We start from the raw sequence: 20,636 nt of genomic DNA on the forward strand, positions 1-20,636 counted from the left end.
GCATGGCCTCACAGGAAATCGAAGCCCTCAGTTCCGCGCTCGCCCGCCTGCCCGGCCTCGGCCCGCGCTCGGCGCGGCGGGCGGTGCTGTGGCTGGTCAAGCACCGCGAAAGCGCGCTGCCTGCGCTGCTCGAGGCGCTGGCGGGGGTCGCCGAGACGCTGGTCGAATGCCACATTTGCGGCAATGTCGACACGCGCGACCCCTGCGGCATCTGCGCCGACCGGCGCCGCGACGCGCGCGCGCTGTGCGTGGTCGAGGAAGTCTCGGATGTCTGGGCGCTCGACCGCGCGCGCCTGTTCCCCGGGCGCTACCATGTGCTCGGAGGGCGGCTCTCCGCGCTGGATGGCGTGGGGCCCGAGGACCTCAACATCGCCAGCCTTCTCGCGCGGGTCGAGGAGGGCGGCGTGGACGAGGTGGTGCTCGCCATGAACGCCACGCTCGAGGGCCAGACCACCGCACATTACCTCGCCGAACGGCTGGAGGCATACCCGTTGCGCGTCACCCAGCTCGCCCACGGCCTGCCGGTCGGCGGCGAGCTCGACTATCTCGACGAGGGCACGCTGGCGCAGGCCTTGCGGGCGAGAAGGCCGGTCGGCTGAGCCGATCACCCTGATCGGAGCATCGCGCTTGCCGGAAGGCGGCGCGGGCCCTATCTTGCGCGCATTATGGCTATCCGCGAAATCCTCGAAGTGCCGGACCCCCGGCTCAAAGTCGTCTCGACCCCGGTCGAACCGCATGAATTCGGCCCCGAGCTGAACCAGCTCGTCGAAGACATGTTCGAGACGATGTACGACGCCCCCGGCATCGGTCTGGCCGCGATCCAGGTCGGCGTGCCCAAGCGGGTGCTGGTGATCGATCTCCAGCCGGACGACCCCGACGCGCCGCCGGTGGAATGCACCAGCCACGGCGGGCACAAGCACACGCATCCGGCCACCAAGAAGGAACCGCGGGTGTTCATCAACCCGGTGATCCTCGATCCGGCGGCGGAGCTTTCGACCTATCAGGAAGGCTGCCTCTCGGTCCCCGAGATCTACGCCGACGTCGATCGCCCGGCGACGTGCACCGTCCGTTATCAGGACCTCGAGGGGAACACCCACGAGGAACACCTCGAAGGCCTCATGGCAACCTGCCTGCAGCATGAGATGGACCACCTCGAAGGCATCCTCTTCATCGACCACCTCAGCCGCCTCAAGCGCGCGATGGTGCTGAAGAAGCTCGAGAAGATCAGGCGCGCGGCGTAATTGATTGCGAAGGCGCCGCCGCGCCTTCGTCCTCGCTAGACGCGCAGCAGAGCTGCGGCCGCTGCGGCTCGCGCGCGTGCGCTCGCGGCCCTTCGGGCCGATGCTATCGCCCGGCTGCTTTCTCTCTCCTCCCCGGGCTTGACCCGGGGCCCCGCTTGCTTGCCGTTGGAACCTCGCCGCCTCCACCAGGGTAACCCCGCGCATGATCGACGATGCGACCATGCTCGCCGTCGCCCGCGGTGTGGCGCAGGTGTTCGAACTCGCCGGGCTGGCGGTCATCGTTCTCGGCGCGCTGATCGCCGCCGCGGGACTGGCAAGGCCCGGTGCGACGTCCGGTGAGGACCGCGTCGCCATCTTCCGCCGGATGCTAGGCCGCGCGATCCTGACGGGGCTCGAGCTGCTCGTCGCCGCCGACATCATCCGCACCGTCGCCATCGACCCGACCCTCGAAAGCGTGGCGGTGCTCGGCCTCATCGTGCTCATCCGCACCTTCCTCAGCTTCAGCCTCGAGGTCGAGATCGACGGGCGCTGGCCGTGGCAGAAGAAGGCGAAGGCCGAGGGATCGGGGCAAGCTGCGGGAAAGGACGGGGGATAGGCGCGCGCGGGGGCTGGCGTTCTCTTTTCGTTCCGTGTAGGAACGGGATATGGATACCTCGATTCTCCCCCTCCTCGCGCTTGTTGCCGGTCTCGTCCTTGGCGGAGCCGGCGGCTGGTTCCTCGCCTCCCGCCCGCTCGCCGATCTGCGCGCGCGGCTGGCCGATGCGGAGCGTGCGGCGGCCGAGGACGAGGCCGAGTTCAAGCGCGCGGTCGCCGAACTGGGCGAGGCGCGGATCGAGGTGGCGGGCCTCAAGGAGCGCGCGGCCCAGGCTGACGGGCTGCTGCTGCGGCTCGACGCGGTGCAGGCCGAGCGCGCCGATCTGGCGCAGCGCCTCGCCGCGCTCGAAAGCGCCTCGGCCGAGCGTGAGAAGGCCTTTGCCGAACAGAAGGCCGCGCTGCTTGCCGCGCAGGAGAGCCTGAAGAAGGAGTTCGAGAACGCCGGTAGCCGGGTGCTCGAACAGGCGCAGAAGGCGTTTCTCGAACGGGCCGAGGCGCGCTTCCGCCAGTCCGAGGAAGCGGGCGAACAGAAGATCAAGGCGCTGCTCTCTCCGGTGGGCGAGAAGCTTGCCAGCTACGAAAAGCAGGTCGCCGAACTCGAGACGAAGCGCAGCGATGCCTTCGCCGGGCTGAACCGGCTGATCGAGGAAATGCGCAAGGGGCAGGACGAGGTGCGGCGCGAGGCGCAGCGGCTCGGCAATTCGCTCACCAACGCGCCCAAGGCGCGGGGCCGCTGGGGCGAGAAGGCGCTGCAGAACCTGCTCGAGCAGTGCGGCCTCGCCCAGCACACCGATTTCATCATGGAGCACTCGGTCGCCACCGAGGACGGTCGCCTGCGCCCCGACGCGATCGTGCGCATCCCCGGCGGCAAGGTGCTGGTGATCGACTCCAAGGTCTCGCTCAACGCCTATCAGGCGGCCTTCGAGGCGACCGACGACGAGGCCCGCGCCCGTGCGCTGGCCGATCATGTCCGCTCGATGCGCAACCATGTCCAGACGCTGGGAGCCAAGAGCTACCAGTCGCAGTTCGAGGACGCGCCCGACTACGTGGTGATGTTCGTGCCCGGCGAGCATTTCGTCGCCGCCGCGCTCGAGGCTGATCCGGACCTGTGGAACTTCGCCTTCGACAAGCGCGTGCTTCTGGCGACCCCCACCAACCTCGTTGCGATCGCGCGCACGGTGGCACAGGTGTGGCGGCAGGACGGTCTCGCGAAAGAGGCGCAGGAGATCGGCCGGATGGGCGCCGAGCTCTACGATCGCCTCGCCACAGCCGCCGAGCATCTCAAGCGCGTCGGTGGCGGGCTGGAAAGCGCGGTCAACAATTACAACAAATTCGTCGGAAGCTTCGAACGCAACGTGCTGTCCTCCGGTCGGCGGCTCGCGGAAAAGGGCGTCGAGATCGGCAAGCGCGAGATCGACGAGGTGCCCTTGGTGGCGAGCGCCCCGCGCTACAATGCCGAAGATGTTGCAGCGCTGGAAGCGCCTCACAAACAGAACGAAAGCGAGAATCGCGACGCGGCGGAGTGAGACGGACGGGCGGCTGGTGTTCGGGCTGGCAGCTCGCGCAGATCAACCCCGGCAAGCATCACCCCTCGATCGTCTGGGGCCTTTCGCGCCTGTGGATGCTCGACCGCTATTGGTCGACCCCACAGAGCTTCACCTTCAAGGCGCGCGTCCCGCGTCCGGGCGAGGGAACGCCGACGGTCGACATGACGCTCGATCCTTGGTCCACCGGCAACGCGTGATCGCCTAAGCCCGGATGGAACCGTGGGGTGCATTAGGTGTAAGTCCCGGTGCCGCGACTGCACCCGGCGCGGCTTGCGCGGTTCGCGGCAGCGAGATGATCGAAAGGCCGGACATGAAGACAGGTTTCGCGACGTCGGGATTGCTGGCGCTGGTGCTCCTCGCCGGCTGCGGCGAGGGCCCTGCGGGAGACGTGGAGGATCAGCCCGCCGCCCGGGAGCGCGGCACGCAGGGGGGCGGGCCCGCACCCTCCGGCGCGACCAGGCCGGTGCTCAATTCCGTCAGCTACCCGCCGCGCGACGATTGTGCCGCCTTGCCGGGCTGGACGGAATTCCGCGGGAAGCTGGAAGCGGCCGTCGCGCGCCGCGATGCCGACGCGCTCGCTGCGCTCGTCGATCCCGATATCCGGCTCGATTTCGGCGGCGGCGCGGGCGTGAAGGAATTGCGGCGACGGCTCGACGATCCGGGCTACCGGCTGTGGGACGAGATCGCCGCCCTGCTGCCGCTGGGCTGCGGGCAACAGGACGGCGGCGCTGCGGCGATGCCGTGGATCTTCGCCAACACGCCCGCGGACGCCGATGCCTATCGGGGCATGCTGACGCTCGGGCCGGCCGTGCCCGCCTATCCGAAGCCCGATGCCGGATCGCCCGCCTCGGGGCAGCTGAACTGGGCGATCGTCGACTTTGCCGAAGGTTCCGAAGGTCCGGGCAAGTCCTTCACGCAGATCGTCCTGCCCGGCGGGGGCGGAACCGCCTTCGTCGAGACCGCGAAGCTGCGCAGCCTGATCGACTATCGCCTCCTCGCGACCGACACCAAACAGGGCTGGCGGATCACCGCGCTGATCGCGGGCGACTAGTTGCCGAGCGCCGCCAGCACCTCGTAGGCCAGCACCGCCCCTGCCACGGCCGCGTTCAATGAATCCGCCCGGCCCTTCATCGGCATGGTCACACGCAGGTCGCAGGCCATCTCGTAGTCCTCGGGCAGGCCCTGCGATTCGTTGCCGACAAGGATGAAGCACGGCGCCTGGTAGGCCGCGCCGCGATAGGGCACCGCATCGCGCAAACTCGCCGCGACCAGCTGTCCCTCTCCGCCCCGCAGCCACGGCACGAACTCCTCCCACCGCGCCTGCGCCAGCCCGACCGTGAACACCGCGCCCATGCTCGCCCGCACCGCCTCGGCGCTGAAAGGGTCGGCGCAGTCGTCGATCAGGATCAGCCCGCCCGCGCCGACCGCGTCGCAGGTGCGCAGCATCGTGCCGAGATTGCCCGGATCGCGCAGCGCCTGCGCCGCCAGCCAGATCGGCGCGGCGCTCCGGTCCAGCCGCCCCAGCGCGGTGTCCCACTCGTCGAACACGCCCGCAACCGTCTGCGCGTTCTCCTTGCCGGTGATCTTGGAGAAGATGTCGGGCGTCGTCGCAATCACCTCGCCGCCTGCCGCCATGACTTCGGCCTCGAGCCGCCCGAGCAGGGGATGCTCGCGCCCCTCGGCCATCACCAGCGTGCGCGGCACGCGCCCGGAGGCGCGCGCGTCCTCGAGCAGGCGCAGGCCCTCGACCAGGAACTGGCCCGCGCGCTTGCGGTGCTTCTTGTCGCGCAGGGACCGCAGGTACTTGACCGTCGGATTGGAAAAGCCGGTGATGTGCTTGCGCATGGTGAGCCTATGCCGTTCGTGTCGAGCGTAGTCGAGACACCTCGCACCGGCCTCCCGACTGCGCTCGAGGCGAATGGCCTCGTGGTATCAATCCTCGCCGAAGCCGTCGGCGATCAGCGCGACCAGATCGGCGAGCACCGCATCCGCGCCGTCACCCTCGACCGCGACCTCGACCGTGTCGCCCTTGGCCGCGCCGAGCATCATCAGCCCGAGGATCGATCCCCCGGCGGCGCTGTGCGGGGTCTTGCTGACGGTGACCTTGAGCCCCTCGGGCAGGGCCGCGACCGCGCCGACGAACTTCGCGCTCGCCCGGGCGTGCAGGCCCCGGCGGTTGACGATGGTGACGCTCTGCCTTGCCTCCCCCACGGCGGCGACTCTCAAGCCTTGGCCCTTGCGGGCGGCGCCGTGTCGGCCCCAAGCAGCTCGCTGGCGATGGTGATGTAGTTGCGCCCCGCGGTCTGCGCGGCGTGGACCGCGGCGGTCACGTCCATCGCCTTGCGCGCGCCGGCCAGCCGGATGAGCATCGGCAGGTTGATCCCCGCTATCACCTCGACGTGCCCGCCATCGAGCAGCGAGATCGCGAGGTTCGAGGGCGTGCCGCCGAACAGGTCGGTTAGGATGATCACGCCCTTGCCGGTGTCGACCGCGGCGATCGCCGCGGCGATCTCGGCGCGGCGCTGCTCCATGTCGTCATTCGGGCCGATGCAGACCGTGACGATCCCTTCCTGCGGGCCGACCACGTGCTCCATCGCCTCGACGAATTGGTCCGCGAGGCGGCCATGGGTTACCAGGATCAAGCCGATCATGTGTGAATAGGGGTCCGTTAACTGCCCGCCCGTGGGGCTGCCTTACGCGTTTATACCATGGCCGACAATGCGCCTTGCATTGCATTGCGCGGCCGAAATCCGGCACCGGGTGTCAGCGGCGATCGCCCTCGATGGCGTCGGCCGCGCGCGAGCCCAGGTTGCGGTGCCGGACAGTGGGCGAAAATCCCGCCGCGCGCAAGGCCTCTGCCATCCGTTCGGCGGTGAACACCGAGCGATGTCTCCCTCCGGTACAGCCGAAGGCGACGTGGACATAGGGCTTTCCCTGCGCTGCATAGCGGGGGAGCAGCACCAGCAGCAGGTCGCGGATCCGGGCAAAGACGTCGGCAAAGGCGGGGTCACGCTCGATATGCTCGCCCACCGCCGCGTCCTGCCCAGTCTGCTCCTTGAGGCCCGGCACCCAGTGCGGGTTGTCGAGGAAGCGCATGTCGAACACGAGGTCCGCAAGCGGCGGCATCCCGCGCGCGAAGCCGAAGCTCGAGATGGTGAGGGTCAAAGCGGTTTCGGCCTCGGCGGGGGCGAAGAGCTCGCGCACGCGGGCCTGGAGGTCATTGCTGGTGAGCGCGGTGGTGTCGATCAGCACCTCCGCCCAGCGGCGCAACGGCTCGAGCAGCTCGCGCTCCGCGGCGATGCCGTCCAGCACCGGACGGCCGGCTGCCATCGGATGGCGGCGACGCGTTTCGTTGAAGCGGCGTTCGAGCTCGCTCCCGCCGCAATCGAGGAACAGCGAGGTGAGCGCGAGATCGGGCCGCGCGCCGAGATCCTTCACCAGCGCGATGATGTCGTTCGGCACGAACCCGCGGGTGCGCGAATCGAAGCCGATCGCAAGGGGCGCGCGGGTCTCGTCGGGCATGGTGACAAGGCGCTTGAGCATCCGCACGGGGAAGTTGTCGATGGTCTCCCAGCCGAGATCCTCGAGCACGTCGAGCGCGGTCGACTTGCCCGCGCCCGCAAGCCCGGTGACGAGCAGCAGCTGGCGCTTCTCGGGCGGGGCGGGGCTGGGCTCGGGCTGGCTCATCGGCCCTAGTCTGACCGCACCGGGGCGCAAAGGGAAGATGGTTCGAATACGAGCCCATGCACCCGCAGCGCCCATTCGGCGCGCAGGGCCGGCGCGACGGGGCCGGGATCGAAGGCGAGCACGGGGATGGCGACCCCGGCGATGGTGCGGGCAGGCAGCGGGGCGAGCGGCAGGCGCTCGGGCGGCGGCCCTCCTAGTGTGAGGATCAGCGCGGCCGGGGCAGGGGACGCGCAGGGCAGGGGCACAAGCCCCACGCCGCGCACCTCGATCAGGCCGGCGATGTTGGGCGGGGGGGCGGCGATCAGGCGCCCGTCCGCCGGGGCCAGCGTCACCGCGTCATCCCCGATCAGTCCCGCGCCGCGATCGATCAGGGCCAGCGCGAGGCTCGACTTGCCGCTGCCGGGCGGGCCCTCGATCAGCAGCGCGCGGCCGCCGATCGCGACTGCGCTCGCCTGATGGACCTCCGCAGTCATGGCGCCGCGGGCAGGGTCAGGCGCAGGCACGCGCCGCCCGCGCCGTCGGGGCGGGCATCGGCAATCAGCGTCCCGTCGTGCGCCTCGGCGATGGCGCGCCCGATGGCGAGGCCGAGGCCCGAATGGTTGCCGAAGCTCTCGCCCTCGGGCCGGTCGGAATGGAAGCGGCGGAACACCGCCTCGCGCGCGTCGGCGGCGATGCCGGGGCCCTCGTCGCACACCTCGGTGACGACATGGCGCCCGGCAAGCCGGATCGTGACGCGAACGGTGCCCGCTTCCGGCGAGAAGGACACGGCGTTGTCGAGCAGGTTCTCGGCCACCCGTTCGAGCTGGCTCGGCACCCCCATCACCCGCGCCGGTCCGTCATGCGCTGCGTCGAGTTCGAGCCGGCGACCGCCGTTCATCCCGCGGTCCTCGCGGCTGCGGATGAGATTCTCGAACAGCGCGGCGAGGTCGACCCGCTCCAGCGTCGCGCGGCTGATCTCGGCATCGACCCGGCTGGCGGCGGCGATCTCGGTGACGAGCCGGTCGATCCGGCGCACGTCGTGGGCGGCGATGCCGACAAGCTGCTGGCGCAGTTCGGGATCGTCCACGCGCGGCAGGGTGTCGATCGCGTTGCGCAAGCTGGCGAGCGGGTTCTTGATCTCGTGCGCGACATCGGCCGCGAAGCTGTCGACCGCGTCGATGCGCTGGCGCAGGGCGCCGGTCATGTCCGAGACCGCGCGGGCGAGCAGCCCGATCTCGTCGCTCCTCTGGGGCAGGCGCGGCACCTCGACCTCGCGGTCGCGCCCCTGCCGCACCCGCACCGCTGCGCGCGCCAGCAGGCGAAGGGGCGTGACGATGGTGCGGGCGAGGAACAGCGAGAGCAGCGCCGAGGCCGCCATCACCAGCAGCATCGCGACGAACAGCGTGGTGCGCGCCGCGCGCACGCTTTCGGTGATGTCGACCGCGTTGCGCACCGTCAGGAGGGTCGCGCCCTGGAGGCCCACCGGCACCGCCGCGGTGATCACCGGCGTGCCGTCGCGCCAGTCGTAGAGCCGGACCTGCGACAGGCCGAGTTCGCGCGCGCGGGCAAGCTCGGGCCAGGCATCGGCCTCCTGCGCCTCCGGCTCGACATAATCCTGCACCGGTTCGGCGGCGACGATGGTGTCGACCGTGCGGTCGAGCCAGCGGGCGAAGTTCTGTTCCCAGTCGTCGTCGGCAATGTCGTTGAAGCGGAAGGCAGGTTCGGCAAGCGCGAAGCTGTCGGCCGTGAGCCGCCCCTGAGCATCGAAGGTGCGCAGCCGCATGCGCTGCTCCTTGCCGATCTGCACCAGCAGCGCCTCCTGCCGCTGGCGGGTCGCGCCGGCGAGCGCCTCGGCAGTGATCTGCGCCTCGATACGGGCGAGCTTGAACCGCTCGTTGATCAGCTGCGTGCGGTAGCTGTCGAGATAGAACAGCCCGCCGCCGAGGATCAGCAGCGGCAGGATGTTGACCGCGAGGATCCGGCCCGTGAGCGCGAAGCGTCCGGTCGCGGTCAGCTGCTCGGTCCCGTTCGCGCGCCGCTGCGGTTCAGCCATCGGTGAAGCTGTATCCGGCACCGTAGAGCGTGTCGATCGCGTCGAAGCCGGGATCGACCAGCTTGAACTTGCGCCGCATCCGCTTGATGTGGCTGTCCACCGTGCGGTCGTCGACGAAGACATCGTCCGGGTAGGCGGCGTCCATCAGCTGGTTGCGGCTCTTGATCACGCCCGGGCGGATGGCGAGCGCCTCGAGGATCAGGAATTCGGTGACGGTAAGGCTCACCGCCTCGCCCTGCCATGTCACCTGATGGCGCGCCGGGTCCATGAACAGACGCCCGCGGGTGAGGCTGGCGGGGGCCGGCTCCGGGCTGGCGGCAGGGCCGGTGCCCGCCGCGACCGGCTCGGCGCGGCGCAGGATCGCGCGGATGCGGGCAATCAGCAGGCGCAAGCTGAAGGGCTTGGCGATGTAATCGTCCGCGCCAAGTTCCAGCCCCGCCTCCTCGTCGCTCTCGTCGTCCTTGCTGGTGAGGAAGATGACGGGGAGCGCCGAGTTCTCGCGCAGCCGCCGCAGCAGTTCCATCCCGTCCATCTTGGGCATCTTGATGTCGAACACGGCAAGATCGGGCGGATTGTCGAGCAGCGCCTTCAGCGCGGTTTCGCCGTCGGAATAAAGGCGGGTGGCGAATCCTTCGGCCTGCAATGCGATCGAGACGGTGGTGAGGATGTTGCGATCATCGTCGACCAGCGCGATCTGGAGCTTGCGCGCCTCGCCCGCCCCGCTCTCGGGCAGGGTCGGCGCGGGCTCGGTGGTGCTGTCGGACATGGGCTCGATCCTCCTGGCCGCCGCCATCGCTGGGGACTTTGGGTAGCGCCATCGCGCAGCCTTCGCAATCGGCGCGGCATTCGGCGAAGCGGGCGGAAAAGGCGACGGTCCGGAGGACTGCCGGATTTGCCATGCGGGCAGCGGTTTGACGCAGCGCGGCTTGGCAATTATGGGGCCGGACAAGGGATCGGACGGCTTGTCGACTACGCCTCCGCCTGCGGTTGCATACGTATGCGCACCTGCTACGGGGATGTGACGAAGGGCGGGGGAGATTCGGCGGCAGCAGCCGGACGATCCTCGTCCATCATGCCCAAGCCGCCTCGCCCAGGAGACGTAAGTTGACCTCGTTCGCAACCCCGCTGGCCGCCCAGAACCTTCACACCGGCGCCAAGATCCATGCCAATCTCGGCACCTCGGCACTGGTCGAGCACGCACTGAAGAAGGGCGAAGGCAAGCTGACCAAGCACGGCGCGCTGCTGGTCGACACGGGCCGCTTCACCGGCCGCAGCGTCAAGGACAAGTACATCGTCCGCGATGCCGAGACCGAGAACACGATCAACTGGGGCACGATCAACCAGCCGATGAGCGAGGCGCACTTCGCCAATCTCAAGGAAGATTTCCTCAAGGAGCTTGAAGGGCAGCAGGAGCTCTACGTCGCCGACCTGTTCGGCGGCTCGCAGCCCGAATACCGGGTCAACGTGCGCGTCATCAACCAGCTCGCCTGGCACAACCTGTTCATCCGCACCCTGCTGGTGCGTCCGACCGCCGATGAACTGGCGGAATTCGTGCCCGAATACACCATCATCAACCTGCCGAGCTTCAAGGCCAACCCGGAACGCCACGGCTGCCGCAGCGATACGGTGATCGCGGTGAACTTCACCGAGAAGCTGATCCTGATCGGCAATACCGAATATTCGGGCGAGATGAAGAAGGGCGTGTTCGGCCTGCTCAACTATCTCCTGCCTGCACAGGGCGTGATGCCGATGCACTGCTCGGCCAATATCGGCGCGGACGGCAAGAGCGCGATCTTCTTCGGCCTGTCGGGCACCGGCAAGACCACCCTGTCGGCCGACGCGAGCCGCACCCTGATCGGCGACGACGAGCACGGCTGGTCGGACACCGCGGTCTTCAACTTCGAGGGCGGCTGCTACGCCAAGATGATCAACCTCTCGGCCGAGGGCGAGCCTGAGATCTACGCGACCACGAAGATGTTCGGCACGATCCTCGAGAACGTGACGATGGACGAGGAAACCCGCGAGCTCGACTTCACCGACGGCAGCAAGACCGAGAACACCCGCGGCGCCTACCCGATCGAGTTCATCCCGAACACCTCGGAGAAGAACCTCGGCCCGGCGCCCTCGAACGTGATCATGCTGACCGCCGATGCCTTCGGCGTGCTGCCCCCGATCGCGCGGCTGACCGCCGATCAGGCGATGTACTACTTCCTCTCGGGCTACACCGCCAAGGTCGCGGGCACCGAAATCGGCGTGACCGAGCCGGAAGCCACCTTCTCGACCTGCTTCGGCGCCGCCTTCATGCCGCGCCACCCGAGCGTTTACGGCAACCTCCTCAAGGAGCGCATCGCCAAGGGCAATGTGCAGTGCTGGCTGGTCAATACCGGCTGGACCGGCGGCAAGTACGGCACCGGCTCCCGCATGCCGATCAAGGCGACCCGCGCGCTGCTCAACGCGGTGCTCGACGGCAAGATGGACGATGTCGAATTCCGCAAGGACGAGAATTTCGGCTTCGAAGTGCCGGTCTTCGTCCCCGCGCTCGCCGAGGCGGGGCTCGACCAGACCATCCTCGATCCGCGCAAGACCTGGGCCGACGGCGCCGAATACGATGCCACCGCGCGCAAGCTGGTGCAGCTCTTCATCGACAACTTCGCCCAGTTCGAAGCCCACGTCGATGACGGTGTGCGTCAGGCCGCGCCGGGCCTCATCGCCGCCTGAGGCAAGCCACGAGTTGGAGAGGAAAGCCCCGCCCGGCCCGAGCCGGAGCGGGGCTTTTTCCTTGAATCGCCATGTTCCCGCGTCACACTCCGGGGCGAATCATCCCGGGGGAGACACGACATGAGCATTCTCGACGGCATCCTGAAGAACATCGGCGGCGCGCCGGACGATGTGGTGAACCTCGCGGCCAAGATCGGCATCGACCCGGCGATGGCCGAACAGGCGATTGCCGCGCTCGGCAAGACCCACGTGCTGGAGGGCGACACGGTGCAGCTGGCCGCCGAGAAGACCGGCCTCAGCCCCGACGTGCTCAATCAGGTGGTCGCCGCGATCGGGGGCGAGGGCTCGCTCGCCCACTTCGCCTCGATGATCGACATGGACAAGGACGGCAATCCGCTCGACGACATCATGGGCATGGCCGGCAAGCTGTTCGGCAAGAGCTGACGCGCAAGGGCCGCTCCGGAGCGCGCGTCAGGCGGCAGGCTCGGGCCCGGCGTCTGGATCCTCCGCCCCGTCGGCTTCCTCCGCCTCGCCCGCCTCGCCCGCCAGCAGGCTCTCGGCGTCGATCTTGGCGCCCGCCGGCGCTTTGGCGAGGATCTCGGACAGCGCCTTGGCCCGGCCCGCCAAAGGTCCGCCGTGCGGGTTGGCGGCGAGCGGGGCCAGGTAATCGCGCGCCAGATCGATCTTGCCCTCGCGCACCAGCATCACCGCCGTGTTGATCTGCAAGGCCTGATCGAAGGGGGCGAGCTGCGAGGCCCGCTCCAGCGCCGCGCGGGCGCCCTCGGGCGGCACCGCCCCACGCTCGGCATAGCTGCGGTAGTAGTGGATCAGCGGCAGGGGGTGGTCGTTCTCGACCGCGTTGAGCGCCTGGAACGGCTGCATCGCCTCGCCATAGGCCGCCCGCTTGTCCTCGGCGTCGCGGGCGCGGCGGAACAGGGCGAAGCCCTTCTGGACATAGGCATTGGTGCGCGATGGATCGGCGGCGATCGCCTTGTCGGCGGCGGCGATGGCCTCGGCATCGTTGCCCGCGTCGTATTCCGCCTCGGCGAGCGCGGCGAGCACGCCCGGGTCGTCAGGATACTTCGCCGCCACGGCGCGCGCCTCGACGAGTATCTCGGCCGCCTCCTTGTCGTTGACGCCGCGCTGCGAGCGGATCACCAGCGGCATCATCGCCGCCTCACCCGCCGGCAGCTTGCGCAGCGCGATCGTGCTGCCGGTGCTCAGCTTCCCGGGCGGCAGGACGAAGGTCATCATCGTCTTGGCGCGCAGATAGGCGCCCAGCTGCCGCTCCAGTGCATCGAGATCGCCGAAGGCGGCCTCGCCCGCGGCGAGCGGAGCCATGCCGTTGAACAGGTTGACCTGATACTGTTCGAGCTGGCCCTTGCGGTCCGGGTTGAAGGTCAGGAAGTGGTAGAGCAGCCAGCTCTTGCCGTAGAAGGCGTCATAGCCCTTGCCGCGCTGCTTCTCGTAGAGCGCCGGGTCGAGCAGCTCGCGCACGTGGACCGGATCGGCAAGAAGCAGCTCGGGCCCGCGGTGCTGCGCGGCGCGGCCGATCAGCAGGCTGCCGTCGTTATTGAAGCTCGCCGCCGCGAAGAACTCCGCCGACCCCTCGCTCAGCCAGCGTGGCAGGGGAAAGCGCGAGGAGGAGATGAAGAAGTGGTGCGCATATTCGTGCAGCAGCACGATGGTGGAGAAATGCGGGTAGCCCTTCTGGTTGCGGATCTCCTGCACGAAGGCGCGGCTTGCCCCGGCGCGCGGGATGTAGAAGCCGCCGACATAGCGGTTCCCGCCGGTCAGCGCCCGCATGTCGCGCTGGCCGCCGACGACGAAGATCGTCACCCGGTTGGAAGGGCTGGGCTTCTCCACCGTGCGCCCGGTCAGCGCGGCGATGGCGCTGTGATATCGTTCGAGGTTCTCGGCGAAGATCCGGATGTCGCCTTCGCGGTCGTCGGCATAGATGACGAAGTGGTCGCTGGACGCCTCGTACCATTCGGCGGAGGCGGGCGCTGCGGCCGCGAACGCCATGAGGGCAGCGAGCAGCAGGCGGAAAAATCCGGAAATCATGGCGTGCGTCCCCTCCCGTCCGGTCTGCGACACCCGGACGATCGGCTCGAACATATCGGCTTTACTGCGCGACACCAGAGGCTTGCGGTGAAATGCCTGCGTCCGCGTGGGGCCGCGTGTCCTCGAGATACTGCCAGATGCGGCTGACCACCACCGAACCTTCGCCGACCGCGCTCGCGACCCGCTTGACCGAGCCAGCGCGCACATCGCCCACCGCGAAGATGCCGGGCGCGGTGGTGGCATAGTCGTCGGCCTGCCCGGCGGCCGCGCCGGTGAGGACGAAGCCCTTGGCGTCGGTCTCGGCAAGACCCGAAAGCCAGCCGGTGTTGGGCGCCGCGCCGATCATGATGAACAGCGCGCGCGTGTCGATGCGCTGCTCGCTCTCGCCGGTCTTCAGGGTGATGCCCTCGAGCCAATTCTCTCCGTGGAGCGCGGTGACTTCGGAGTGGTAGTGGATCGTTACGCGCGGATCGGCCTCGAGCCGCTGCATCAGGTAGCTCGACATCGAGGCGGCGAGGCTGCCCGATCGCACCACGAGATGCACGTGGCTCGCCGCGCGGCTGAGATACATCGCCGCCTGCCCTGCCGAATTTCCGCCGCCGATCACCACCGCCTCGGTGTGCGAGCAGAAACGCGCTTCCATCTCGGTCGCCGAGTAGAAGATGCCTGCGCCCTCGAGCGCCTCGAGGTTGTCGATCGGCAGGCGGCGGTACTGCACCCCGGTCGCGATCAGCACCGCGCGGGCGCAGAGCTCGTCGCCGTCGTCGAGCGTCAGGCAATAGGCCCCGTCCTCGCGGCGCGACATGGCCTCGACGCGGCGCGGCATGACGAAACGGGTGCCGAACTTCATCGCCTGCACCTGCCCGCGCCAGGTGAGGTCGGTGCCGCTGATGCCGGTCGGGAAACCCATGTAGTTCTCGATCCGGCTCGACGTGCCCGCCTGCCCGCCCACGGCCGTATCCTCGATCACCAGCGCCTCGATCCCCTCGGAGCCGGCATAGACCGCCGCCGCCACGCCCGCGGGGCCGCCGCCGACGATCACGAGGTCGTAGGTGCGGCGCGAACAGATATCGAGATCGAGCCCGAGATATTGCGCCACCTTGCGCGGGGTCGGGTCCTCCAGCCGGGTGCCCGCGCCGAGCAGCACAGCAGGCTCCCTGCCGACCAGCGTGCACAGTTCCACCGTCTGGGCGTCCGAGGCGTCGAGATCGAAGCTCTTGAAGGGGATGCGGTTCCTCGACAGGAACCGCTCGACCGCCTGCACCCTGGCGTCGCGATCGGCGCCGATCACCTTGACCGCGGCATTGCCGAGCTCGAACTGCTTGCGCCGCCGCGCGGCGAAGACGGTGATGAGGTGGTCGGACAGCTCGGGGATGCGGCTCATCAGCTCGAGCACGCCCTCCCGCGGGGCCTCGATCACGCGGGTGTCCACCGCCGCGCGCATCTTCAGGTAATTGGTGCCGCGGTTCAGGAAGGCGATCTCGCCCATGAACTGCGTGGGGCCGAGCGCGGATGCGAGCAGGCGTTCGCCGGTGTAGGGATTGACCACCTCGATCTCGCCTTCGAGCACGTAGACGAAGCGGTCCATCGGCTCCCCGATGTCCATGACGATGGCGCCGGCGGGGTAGAACTTCTCGCCCCCGATCGCGCAGATGGCATCGACATGGGCGGGTGCCAGCGGCACCCGGCGCATGGTTTCAAGGTCCTGTCCGAGAGATTCCATGTCCGCCTCCTGCCGCCCGAAGGTTGCAAGATGGGGTCAGGGGCGCGGGATGGGAAGGGGGAGCCTTGCCCCCCTTCGCTAGGCCTTCGCCTGCGCGATGTAGCGGCCCACGGTGTTCGCCATCACGGAGAGCGGCGCATTGCCGCCCAGCACCACGGCGGTGTTGAAGGCCTTGAAGTCGTATTTCGCGCCCAGCTCCGCCTGCGCCCGGGCGCGCTGGCGGACGATCTCGGAATGGCCGATCTTGTAGCCGCAGGCCTGCCCCGGCCAGCTGCAATAGCGGTCGACCTCGGAGGCGACCTCCTCGACCTGCGATCCGTTCTCCTCGACGAAGAACTGGCGGCCCTGCTCGCGCGTCCAGCGTTTGGAGTGCAGCCCGGTGTCGACCACCAGCCGGCAGGCGCGGAAGGCGAGCGATTGCAGGTATCCCAGCCGCCCGACCTTGAATTCGTCATAGGCGCCCAGCTCGTCGGCGATCTGCTCGGCATAGAGCGCCCAGCCTTCGGAGAAGGCGTTGAAGGCGAGGATCGAGCGGATCAGCGGCAGGCGGTTGGAGAACTCGCCCTCCCACACGTGGCCGGGGATCGATTCGTGGAAGGTGAGGTCGGCAAGGTCGTACTTGCGGTGGAGGTCGGTGGTCCTGAGGTTGATCCAGAACCGGCCCGGGATCGAGCCGTCCTTGCTGCCCGCGCCGCCATAGGCCCCGGGAGCGCCGGGCTCCTCGGTGAGCGGCAGGCGGCGCACTTCGAGCGGCGGGTCGACCAGCCGGTTGAAGGCGCGCGGCATCTGCGACTTGATCCACGCGACGCGCTCGTTGATGAAGGCGAAGATCTCCGCGCGGCCCGGATCGCCCTCGGCGAACTTGTAGCGCGGGTCCTCCGCCAGAGCGCGCATCCGTTCGCCGACGCTGCCCTTGGTGTAGCCGATCTCGCGCAGGATCGGGTCCATGCGCCCGTGGAGCGTGCGCAGCTCGTCGAGACCCTGCCGGTGGATCTCGTCGGGGGTCATGCGGGTGGTGGTCGAGGCGCGGATCGCCCAGTCGTAATAGGCCTCGCCGCCCGGCTGCGCCCACATCCCGGCCGCATCCTTGGCGGCGGCGCGCTGGACCTTCAGTTCGGCCAGCTGGCGCTCGAGCGCGGGGACGATGCCGCTGGCGGCGATGCGTTCGGCCTGCGCGGCGGCCTTGTCCGCGCCGGCGATGCCCGAGCCTTCGAGCGGCCCGGCATAGCTCTCCTTCGCCGCGCCGATGCTCGCTTCCATCTGGGCGATGGCCTTGTCGAGCAGGAAGGCGGGCGGCACCAGACCTTCGCCGCGCGCCTCACGGATGCGCTGGAGTTCGCCGTCGAGGATCGCGGGGACCTCGGCGAGGCGGTCCATGTAGGGGCCGATGTCCTCGTTTGTCTTGAGCGGCTGGCCCGAGCCGAAGAAGCGCGGCAGGTCGATATAGCCGCCCACGTTCTGGATCACGACATAGGGCGCATTGCGCCAGCTGCCGACCGCGACATCGCCATAGGGCTGGGCCATGCCCTCGAGCGCGCTGGTGAAGGCGGTCTCGACCACCTCGAAGCCGATCTGCTGGTCGCTGGTGAGGCCCTCGCGCGGATAGGCGCGCACCTCGGCGACCAGCTCCTTGAGCGTTGCCGCATAGGCCTCGCGCCCCGCCTCGCCGGGCTGGCCGAAGGTCGATCGCCAGGCGGCGTATTCGCCGGTGTCGACCCCGAGCCCGGTCGCGCGGCCCGGCTCGTGCGCGAGCATCCGGTAGGCGACCTTGTCGAGCGCCGCGTCGGGGTCGAGCCCGGCGAGCGATGCGGGCGCGGCGGCGGTCGCGGGCGCAGCGGTGCGCGCGGCGCAGGCGGGCAGCAGGGCGATGGCGGAGGTGCCGGCCAGCCCTGCAAGGGTCTGGCGGCGGGTGACGGCGATGGTGCTCTCTCTCATGGCGCGAAGGTGTGGCGAGGCCTCGCGCGCAAGTCAATTGCGCCGGCCCTCGCTCCCACGCTAAGGCGCGCGCCATGACCGATATCGTGCTCTCGATCGTGATGCTCGCCGCCTTCGCGCTGGTGGCGGGGGCCTTCGTCCTGTGGCGGCGCACCGGCGAGGTCAGGAACCCCGCGCTGATGGTGCTGCTGGCGGTGATCGCGGTCGCGAACGTGCTCATCTGGACGCTCCCCACCGCCACGGGCGAGGCGCCGATCGAGCAGATCAGGGCGGCCGGGGGAGAATGATCCTCCTCCCCCGGGGCGCCCCTTCACCCGGTCAGGGAATCTGCCAGGTGACGCTGCCGGAATAGCTGCCCGCCACCGGCTTGCCGCTGCTGTCGCGCGCCGCATCGAAGCGGGCGCGCTTCGTAACCAGCTCGCAGGTCGCCGCATCGAGCGGGGCGTGCCCGGTCGAGCGGGTGACGGTGCAGCCCGTAACCTTCCCGCTCGCATCGATCGCGAGGGTGAAGGCGGCGGTGCCCGCCATGTCCTCCCTGATCCAGCGCGTGCGGTAGTCGTCGTTGGTCACCCAGCGCCCCGGATTGTTGCGCGGTGCCGCGCCCACCGGCTTGAAGGGCGTGGTGCCCGGGGTCGGCTGCGGGATGATCGCATCGCCCGAGCCCGCGCCGTTGCCGACCACCACCTCGCCCGGCCAGGGCAGCGGGATCAGCACCGGATCGCCGATCGTCACGTCCCGCGGTCCGATGGTCGTCGGGCCTGAGGGGGTCGCGGGGGTCTTCGGCGTGCTGTCCGTCCTGGCGGGATCTGGCCGGGGCGGGGGCGGCGGGGGCAGGGGGATGTCGGCGATCTGCCGACCTTCCAGGCGCGGCTTGTCGGGCGCGGTCGCCACCGTCACCGCAAGGCCCACCACCAGCAGCGCGCCGAAGGCACCGGGAATGCCGAGCGCGCCGGCAAGAGCGGCGGGGTTGGGGCGGCGGTTGGCAGAAGCGTAGGTCATAGGGGGTGCTCCTCTCTCCATCACGTGGGAGCGGTGGCCGGAGCACCTTTCGCAAGCACGGCACGCCGGCCCCGCTCGCCTCGGAGAATACTATGACTTTTGCTAGGGGCGAAGCGGTTTCGCGTTGCTTTTCAATACCGTATTTTTTGCAATCAAATCAGTAGAGAAAGCTGGGAGAGAACGCAGCACCACGCCCGCTCGTCAAAACCGTCACCTGATCGGGCAATCCGGCGAGAGGCGGAAGTCGAGATAGTTGTCGACCGCGCGCATCAGCTCCTCAAGTTCGTTCTCGAAGAAGTGGTTGGCGCGCGGGATTTCCTCGTGGTGGATGGTGATGTGCTTCTGGGTGCGCAGCTTGTCGACCAGCTTCTGCACCGCATTGGGCTGCACCACCGTGTCCGCCGCGCCTTGCAGGAAGATGCCGCTCGCGGGGCAGGGGGCGAGGAAGGAGAAATCGTACATGTTGGCCGGCGGCGCGACCGAGATGAAGCCGCGCACTTCCGGGCGGCGCATCAGCAGCTGCATCCCGATCAGCGCGCCGAAGCTGTAGCCCGCGATCCAGGTGCTCTGCGCCTCGGGGTGGATCGACTGCACCCAGTCGAGCGCGCTCGCGGCGTCCGAAAGCTCGCCGATCCCGCTGTCGAAGGACCCCTGCGAGCGCCCCACGCCGCGGAAGTTGAAGCGCAGGGTGGCAAAGCCGCGGTCGGCGAAGGTCTTGTAGAGCCGCTGCACGATCCGGTCGTTCATCGTCCCCCCGCCCTCGGGGTGCGGGTGGAGGATCATCGCCACCGGCGCGCGCGGGCGCGGGGGCGGGGAGAAACGGCCTTCGAGACGGCCCTCGGGGCCGGGAAAGATGACGGACGGCATTGATCGACCTTAGGCGTGAGGGATCGCGAGCCGCCGGGTGGCGCTCGCTATTGTGCGCCTATATAGGCTGGGCCTCGCAAATCGCAATTTTTTCACGAGGACAGGCATCATTCCCGAACGGGTCTATCTCGACCACGCCGCCACCTCGCCCCTGCGCCCGGAGGCGAAGGCGGCGATGGAGGAAGGTTTTGCGATCTGGGCAAACCCCTCCAGCCCCCACGCCGAGGGGCGCAAGGCGCGCGCCGCGCTGGAGGATGCGCGCGAGCGGATCAAGCGGGCGCTTGGGTGGGAAGGCGAGCTGATCTTCACCTCGGGGGCGAGCGAGGCACTGTGGATTGCGCTCAACCGGGCGAAAGTGGAGCGCCGGATCGTCAGCGCGGTGGAGCATGATGCGGTGTTCCGCGCGGCACCGGATGCCGAGGTGGTGCCGCCGTTCGACGGCGGGTTCGATCCCGATGAGTTGCCCGACTGCTCCGGGGCGCTGGTCGCCTTGCAGCACGTCAACTCGGAAACAGGGACAATCATGCAGCCGTACAAGGGCGGCAAATTGCTCTCGACGATCCGTGCGGCGGGCAGCACCCTGCTAGTCGATGCATCGCAAAGTGCAGGCAAGTTGCCTTTGCCCGATGCGGACATGATCGTGGTCAGCGCACACAAGTTCGGCGGCCCGATCGGCATTGGGGCGCTGCTGGTGCGGGACTTCAACCTCCTCGAACCGAGCGGTGGGCACGAGCGCGGCTACAGGCAGGGGACCGAGAACGTGCCCGCCGCTATCGGAATGGCGGCGGCGCTGGAGACGGGCGGAATGGAGGGATGGGCGACGAAGCGCGCCGACCATTTGGCGTTTGCCAACGCGTTAGGACAGTCCGGCGAGCTTATCGCTCCCGGAGCGCAGACCGACCATATCTTCGCCATAGCGCACCCCACCATGAGTGCGCAGGCCCTCCTCATCCGGCTCGACGCGATGGGGTTTGCCGTCTCGGCGGGGAGCGCGTGTTCCTCGGGCACTCTGAAGAAAAGCCGGGTGCTCGATGCCTTCGGGGTGCCCGACGATGTCGCAGCGCGCACCATCCGGGTGAGCCTCGGGTGGTCGACCACGCCCGAGGAACTGGAACGGTTTGCTGAGGCGTGGGGCTCGCTGACCTGAACCGTTCGCCCTGAGCTTCTCGAAGGGCCGTCTTTCCTTCCGGACCAAAGCGCACAAAGAAGAACGGTGCTTCGACAAGCTC

Annotated in this window: 22 protein-coding genes; 10 read left to right on the forward strand and 12 right to left on the reverse strand. The window is 68.9% G+C overall.

Going from position 1 to position 20,636, the window contains the following annotated elements; all coding sequences use genetic code 11:
- The first annotated feature begins 2 nt into the window (after positions 1 to 2).
- From recR to CBR61_RS07010, 6 genes are all read left to right on the forward strand, one after another.
- Complete coding sequence (recR, locus tag CBR61_RS06985; RefSeq protein WP_088913714.1) at positions 3 to 599, forward strand: recombination mediator RecR; 597 nt, start codon at positions 3 to 5, stop codon at positions 597 to 599.
- Positions 600 to 665: 66 nt separating this feature from the next.
- Positions 666 to 1,241 (forward strand): peptide deformylase, encoded by a 576-nt coding sequence (locus tag CBR61_RS06990; protein WP_088913715.1) that lies wholly within the window; start codon positions 666 to 668, stop codon positions 1,239 to 1,241.
- A gap of 202 nt (positions 1,242 to 1,443) precedes the next feature.
- The gene (locus CBR61_RS06995) at positions 1,444 to 1,836 is read left to right on the forward strand and encodes a DUF1622 domain-containing protein (RefSeq protein WP_233996900.1); all 393 of its coding nucleotides are present in this window, start codon (positions 1,444 to 1,446) and stop codon (positions 1,834 to 1,836) included.
- A gap of 49 nt (positions 1,837 to 1,885) precedes the next feature.
- Positions 1,886 to 3,361 (forward strand): DNA recombination protein RmuC, encoded by a 1,476-nt coding sequence (rmuC, locus tag CBR61_RS07000; RefSeq protein ID WP_088913716.1) that lies wholly within the window; start codon positions 1,886 to 1,888, stop codon positions 3,359 to 3,361.
- Complete coding sequence (locus CBR61_RS07005) at positions 3,358 to 3,579, forward strand: hypothetical protein (protein ID WP_088913717.1); 222 nt, start codon at positions 3,358 to 3,360, stop codon at positions 3,577 to 3,579. Before rmuC ends, CBR61_RS07005 begins: the two co-directional genes overlap by 4 nt.
- Before the next feature lie 113 nt (positions 3,580 to 3,692).
- Entirely contained in the window at positions 3,693 to 4,433 is a 741-nt protein-coding gene (locus CBR61_RS07010) for a hypothetical protein (RefSeq protein ID WP_157696528.1), read from the forward strand.
- Here the strand turns inward: CBR61_RS07010 and CBR61_RS07015 are convergent.
- From CBR61_RS07015 to CBR61_RS07045, 7 genes are all read right to left on the reverse strand, one after another.
- The gene (locus tag CBR61_RS07015) at positions 4,430 to 5,227 is read right to left on the reverse strand and encodes a TrmH family RNA methyltransferase (RefSeq protein ID WP_088913719.1); all 798 of its coding nucleotides are present in this window, start codon (positions 5,225 to 5,227) and stop codon (positions 4,430 to 4,432) included. The two genes, CBR61_RS07010 and CBR61_RS07015, sit on opposite strands and share 4 nt — an antisense overlap.
- Before the next feature lie 87 nt (positions 5,228 to 5,314).
- Entirely contained in the window at positions 5,315 to 5,593 is a 279-nt protein-coding gene (locus tag CBR61_RS07020) for an HPr family phosphocarrier protein (protein ID WP_088913720.1), read from the reverse strand.
- A gap of 11 nt (positions 5,594 to 5,604) precedes the next feature.
- On the reverse strand, positions 5,605 to 6,033 hold the full coding sequence (locus CBR61_RS07025; protein WP_088913721.1) for a PTS sugar transporter subunit IIA: 429 nt from the start codon (positions 6,031 to 6,033) through the stop codon (positions 5,605 to 5,607).
- A gap of 112 nt (positions 6,034 to 6,145) precedes the next feature.
- Complete coding sequence (gene rapZ, locus CBR61_RS07030) at positions 6,146 to 7,069, reverse strand: RNase adapter RapZ (protein ID WP_088913722.1); 924 nt, start codon at positions 7,067 to 7,069, stop codon at positions 6,146 to 6,148.
- Between the two features lie 5 nt (positions 7,070 to 7,074).
- On the reverse strand, positions 7,075 to 7,542 hold the full coding sequence (locus CBR61_RS07035) for an HPr kinase/phosphorylase (protein ID WP_088915505.1): 468 nt from the start codon (positions 7,540 to 7,542) through the stop codon (positions 7,075 to 7,077).
- On the reverse strand, positions 7,539 to 9,101 hold the full coding sequence (locus tag CBR61_RS07040) for a sensor histidine kinase (protein WP_088913723.1): 1,563 nt from the start codon (positions 9,099 to 9,101) through the stop codon (positions 7,539 to 7,541). Before CBR61_RS07040 ends, CBR61_RS07035 begins: the two co-directional genes overlap by 4 nt.
- Entirely contained in the window at positions 9,094 to 9,867 is a 774-nt protein-coding gene (locus tag CBR61_RS07045; RefSeq protein WP_088915506.1) for a response regulator transcription factor, read from the reverse strand. The genes CBR61_RS07040 and CBR61_RS07045 overlap by 8 nt, the downstream gene beginning before the upstream one ends.
- 338 nt (positions 9,868 to 10,205) lie before the next feature.
- Between CBR61_RS07045 and CBR61_RS07050 the strand changes: the two genes are divergently transcribed.
- Positions 10,206 to 11,819, forward strand: a complete 1,614-nt coding sequence (locus CBR61_RS07050) for a phosphoenolpyruvate carboxykinase (RefSeq protein WP_088913724.1) — start codon at positions 10,206 to 10,208, stop codon at positions 11,817 to 11,819.
- 120 nt (positions 11,820 to 11,939) lie between these two features.
- A complete protein-coding gene (locus CBR61_RS07055; protein ID WP_088913725.1) occupies positions 11,940 to 12,263 on the forward strand; it encodes a hypothetical protein in 324 nt (107 codons plus the stop codon).
- 27 nt (positions 12,264 to 12,290) lie between these two features.
- On the opposite strand, the gene CBR61_RS07060 is transcribed toward CBR61_RS07055, so the two are convergent.
- The 3 genes from CBR61_RS07060 to CBR61_RS07070 form a co-directional block, all read right to left on the reverse strand.
- On the reverse strand, positions 12,291 to 13,883 hold the full coding sequence (locus CBR61_RS07060) for a hypothetical protein (protein ID WP_088915507.1): 1,593 nt from the start codon (positions 13,881 to 13,883) through the stop codon (positions 12,291 to 12,293).
- 61 nt (positions 13,884 to 13,944) lie between these two features.
- Entirely contained in the window at positions 13,945 to 15,606 is a 1,662-nt protein-coding gene (locus tag CBR61_RS07065; protein WP_088913726.1) for an FAD-dependent oxidoreductase, read from the reverse strand.
- A gap of 78 nt (positions 15,607 to 15,684) precedes the next feature.
- A complete protein-coding gene (locus CBR61_RS07070; protein WP_088913727.1) occupies positions 15,685 to 17,541 on the reverse strand; it encodes a DUF885 domain-containing protein in 1,857 nt (618 codons plus the stop codon).
- A gap of 74 nt (positions 17,542 to 17,615) precedes the next feature.
- Between CBR61_RS07070 and CBR61_RS07075 the strand changes: the two genes are divergently transcribed.
- The gene (locus CBR61_RS07075; RefSeq protein ID WP_088913728.1) at positions 17,616 to 17,828 is read left to right on the forward strand and encodes a hypothetical protein; all 213 of its coding nucleotides are present in this window, start codon (positions 17,616 to 17,618) and stop codon (positions 17,826 to 17,828) included.
- A gap of 31 nt (positions 17,829 to 17,859) precedes the next feature.
- Here the strand turns inward: CBR61_RS07075 and CBR61_RS07080 are convergent, their stop codons facing one another.
- Positions 17,860 to 18,540, reverse strand: coding sequence for an energy transducer TonB (locus CBR61_RS07080; protein WP_088913729.1), 681 nt, complete (start codon positions 18,538 to 18,540; stop codon positions 17,860 to 17,862).
- 210 nt (positions 18,541 to 18,750) lie between these two features.
- Entirely contained in the window at positions 18,751 to 19,407 is a 657-nt protein-coding gene (locus CBR61_RS07085) for an alpha/beta hydrolase (RefSeq protein ID WP_088913730.1), read from the reverse strand.
- 106 nt (positions 19,408 to 19,513) lie between these two features.
- Between CBR61_RS07085 and CBR61_RS07090 the strand changes: the two genes are divergently transcribed.
- The gene (locus CBR61_RS07090; RefSeq protein ID WP_088915508.1) at positions 19,514 to 20,554 is read left to right on the forward strand and encodes a cysteine desulfurase family protein; all 1,041 of its coding nucleotides are present in this window, start codon (positions 19,514 to 19,516) and stop codon (positions 20,552 to 20,554) included.
- The last annotated feature ends 82 nt before the right edge of the window (positions 20,555 to 20,636 follow it).

This window comes from Porphyrobacter sp. CACIAM 03H1, from assembly GCF_002215495.1.
Taxonomy (GTDB): Bacteria; Pseudomonadota; Alphaproteobacteria; order Sphingomonadales; family Sphingomonadaceae; genus Erythrobacter.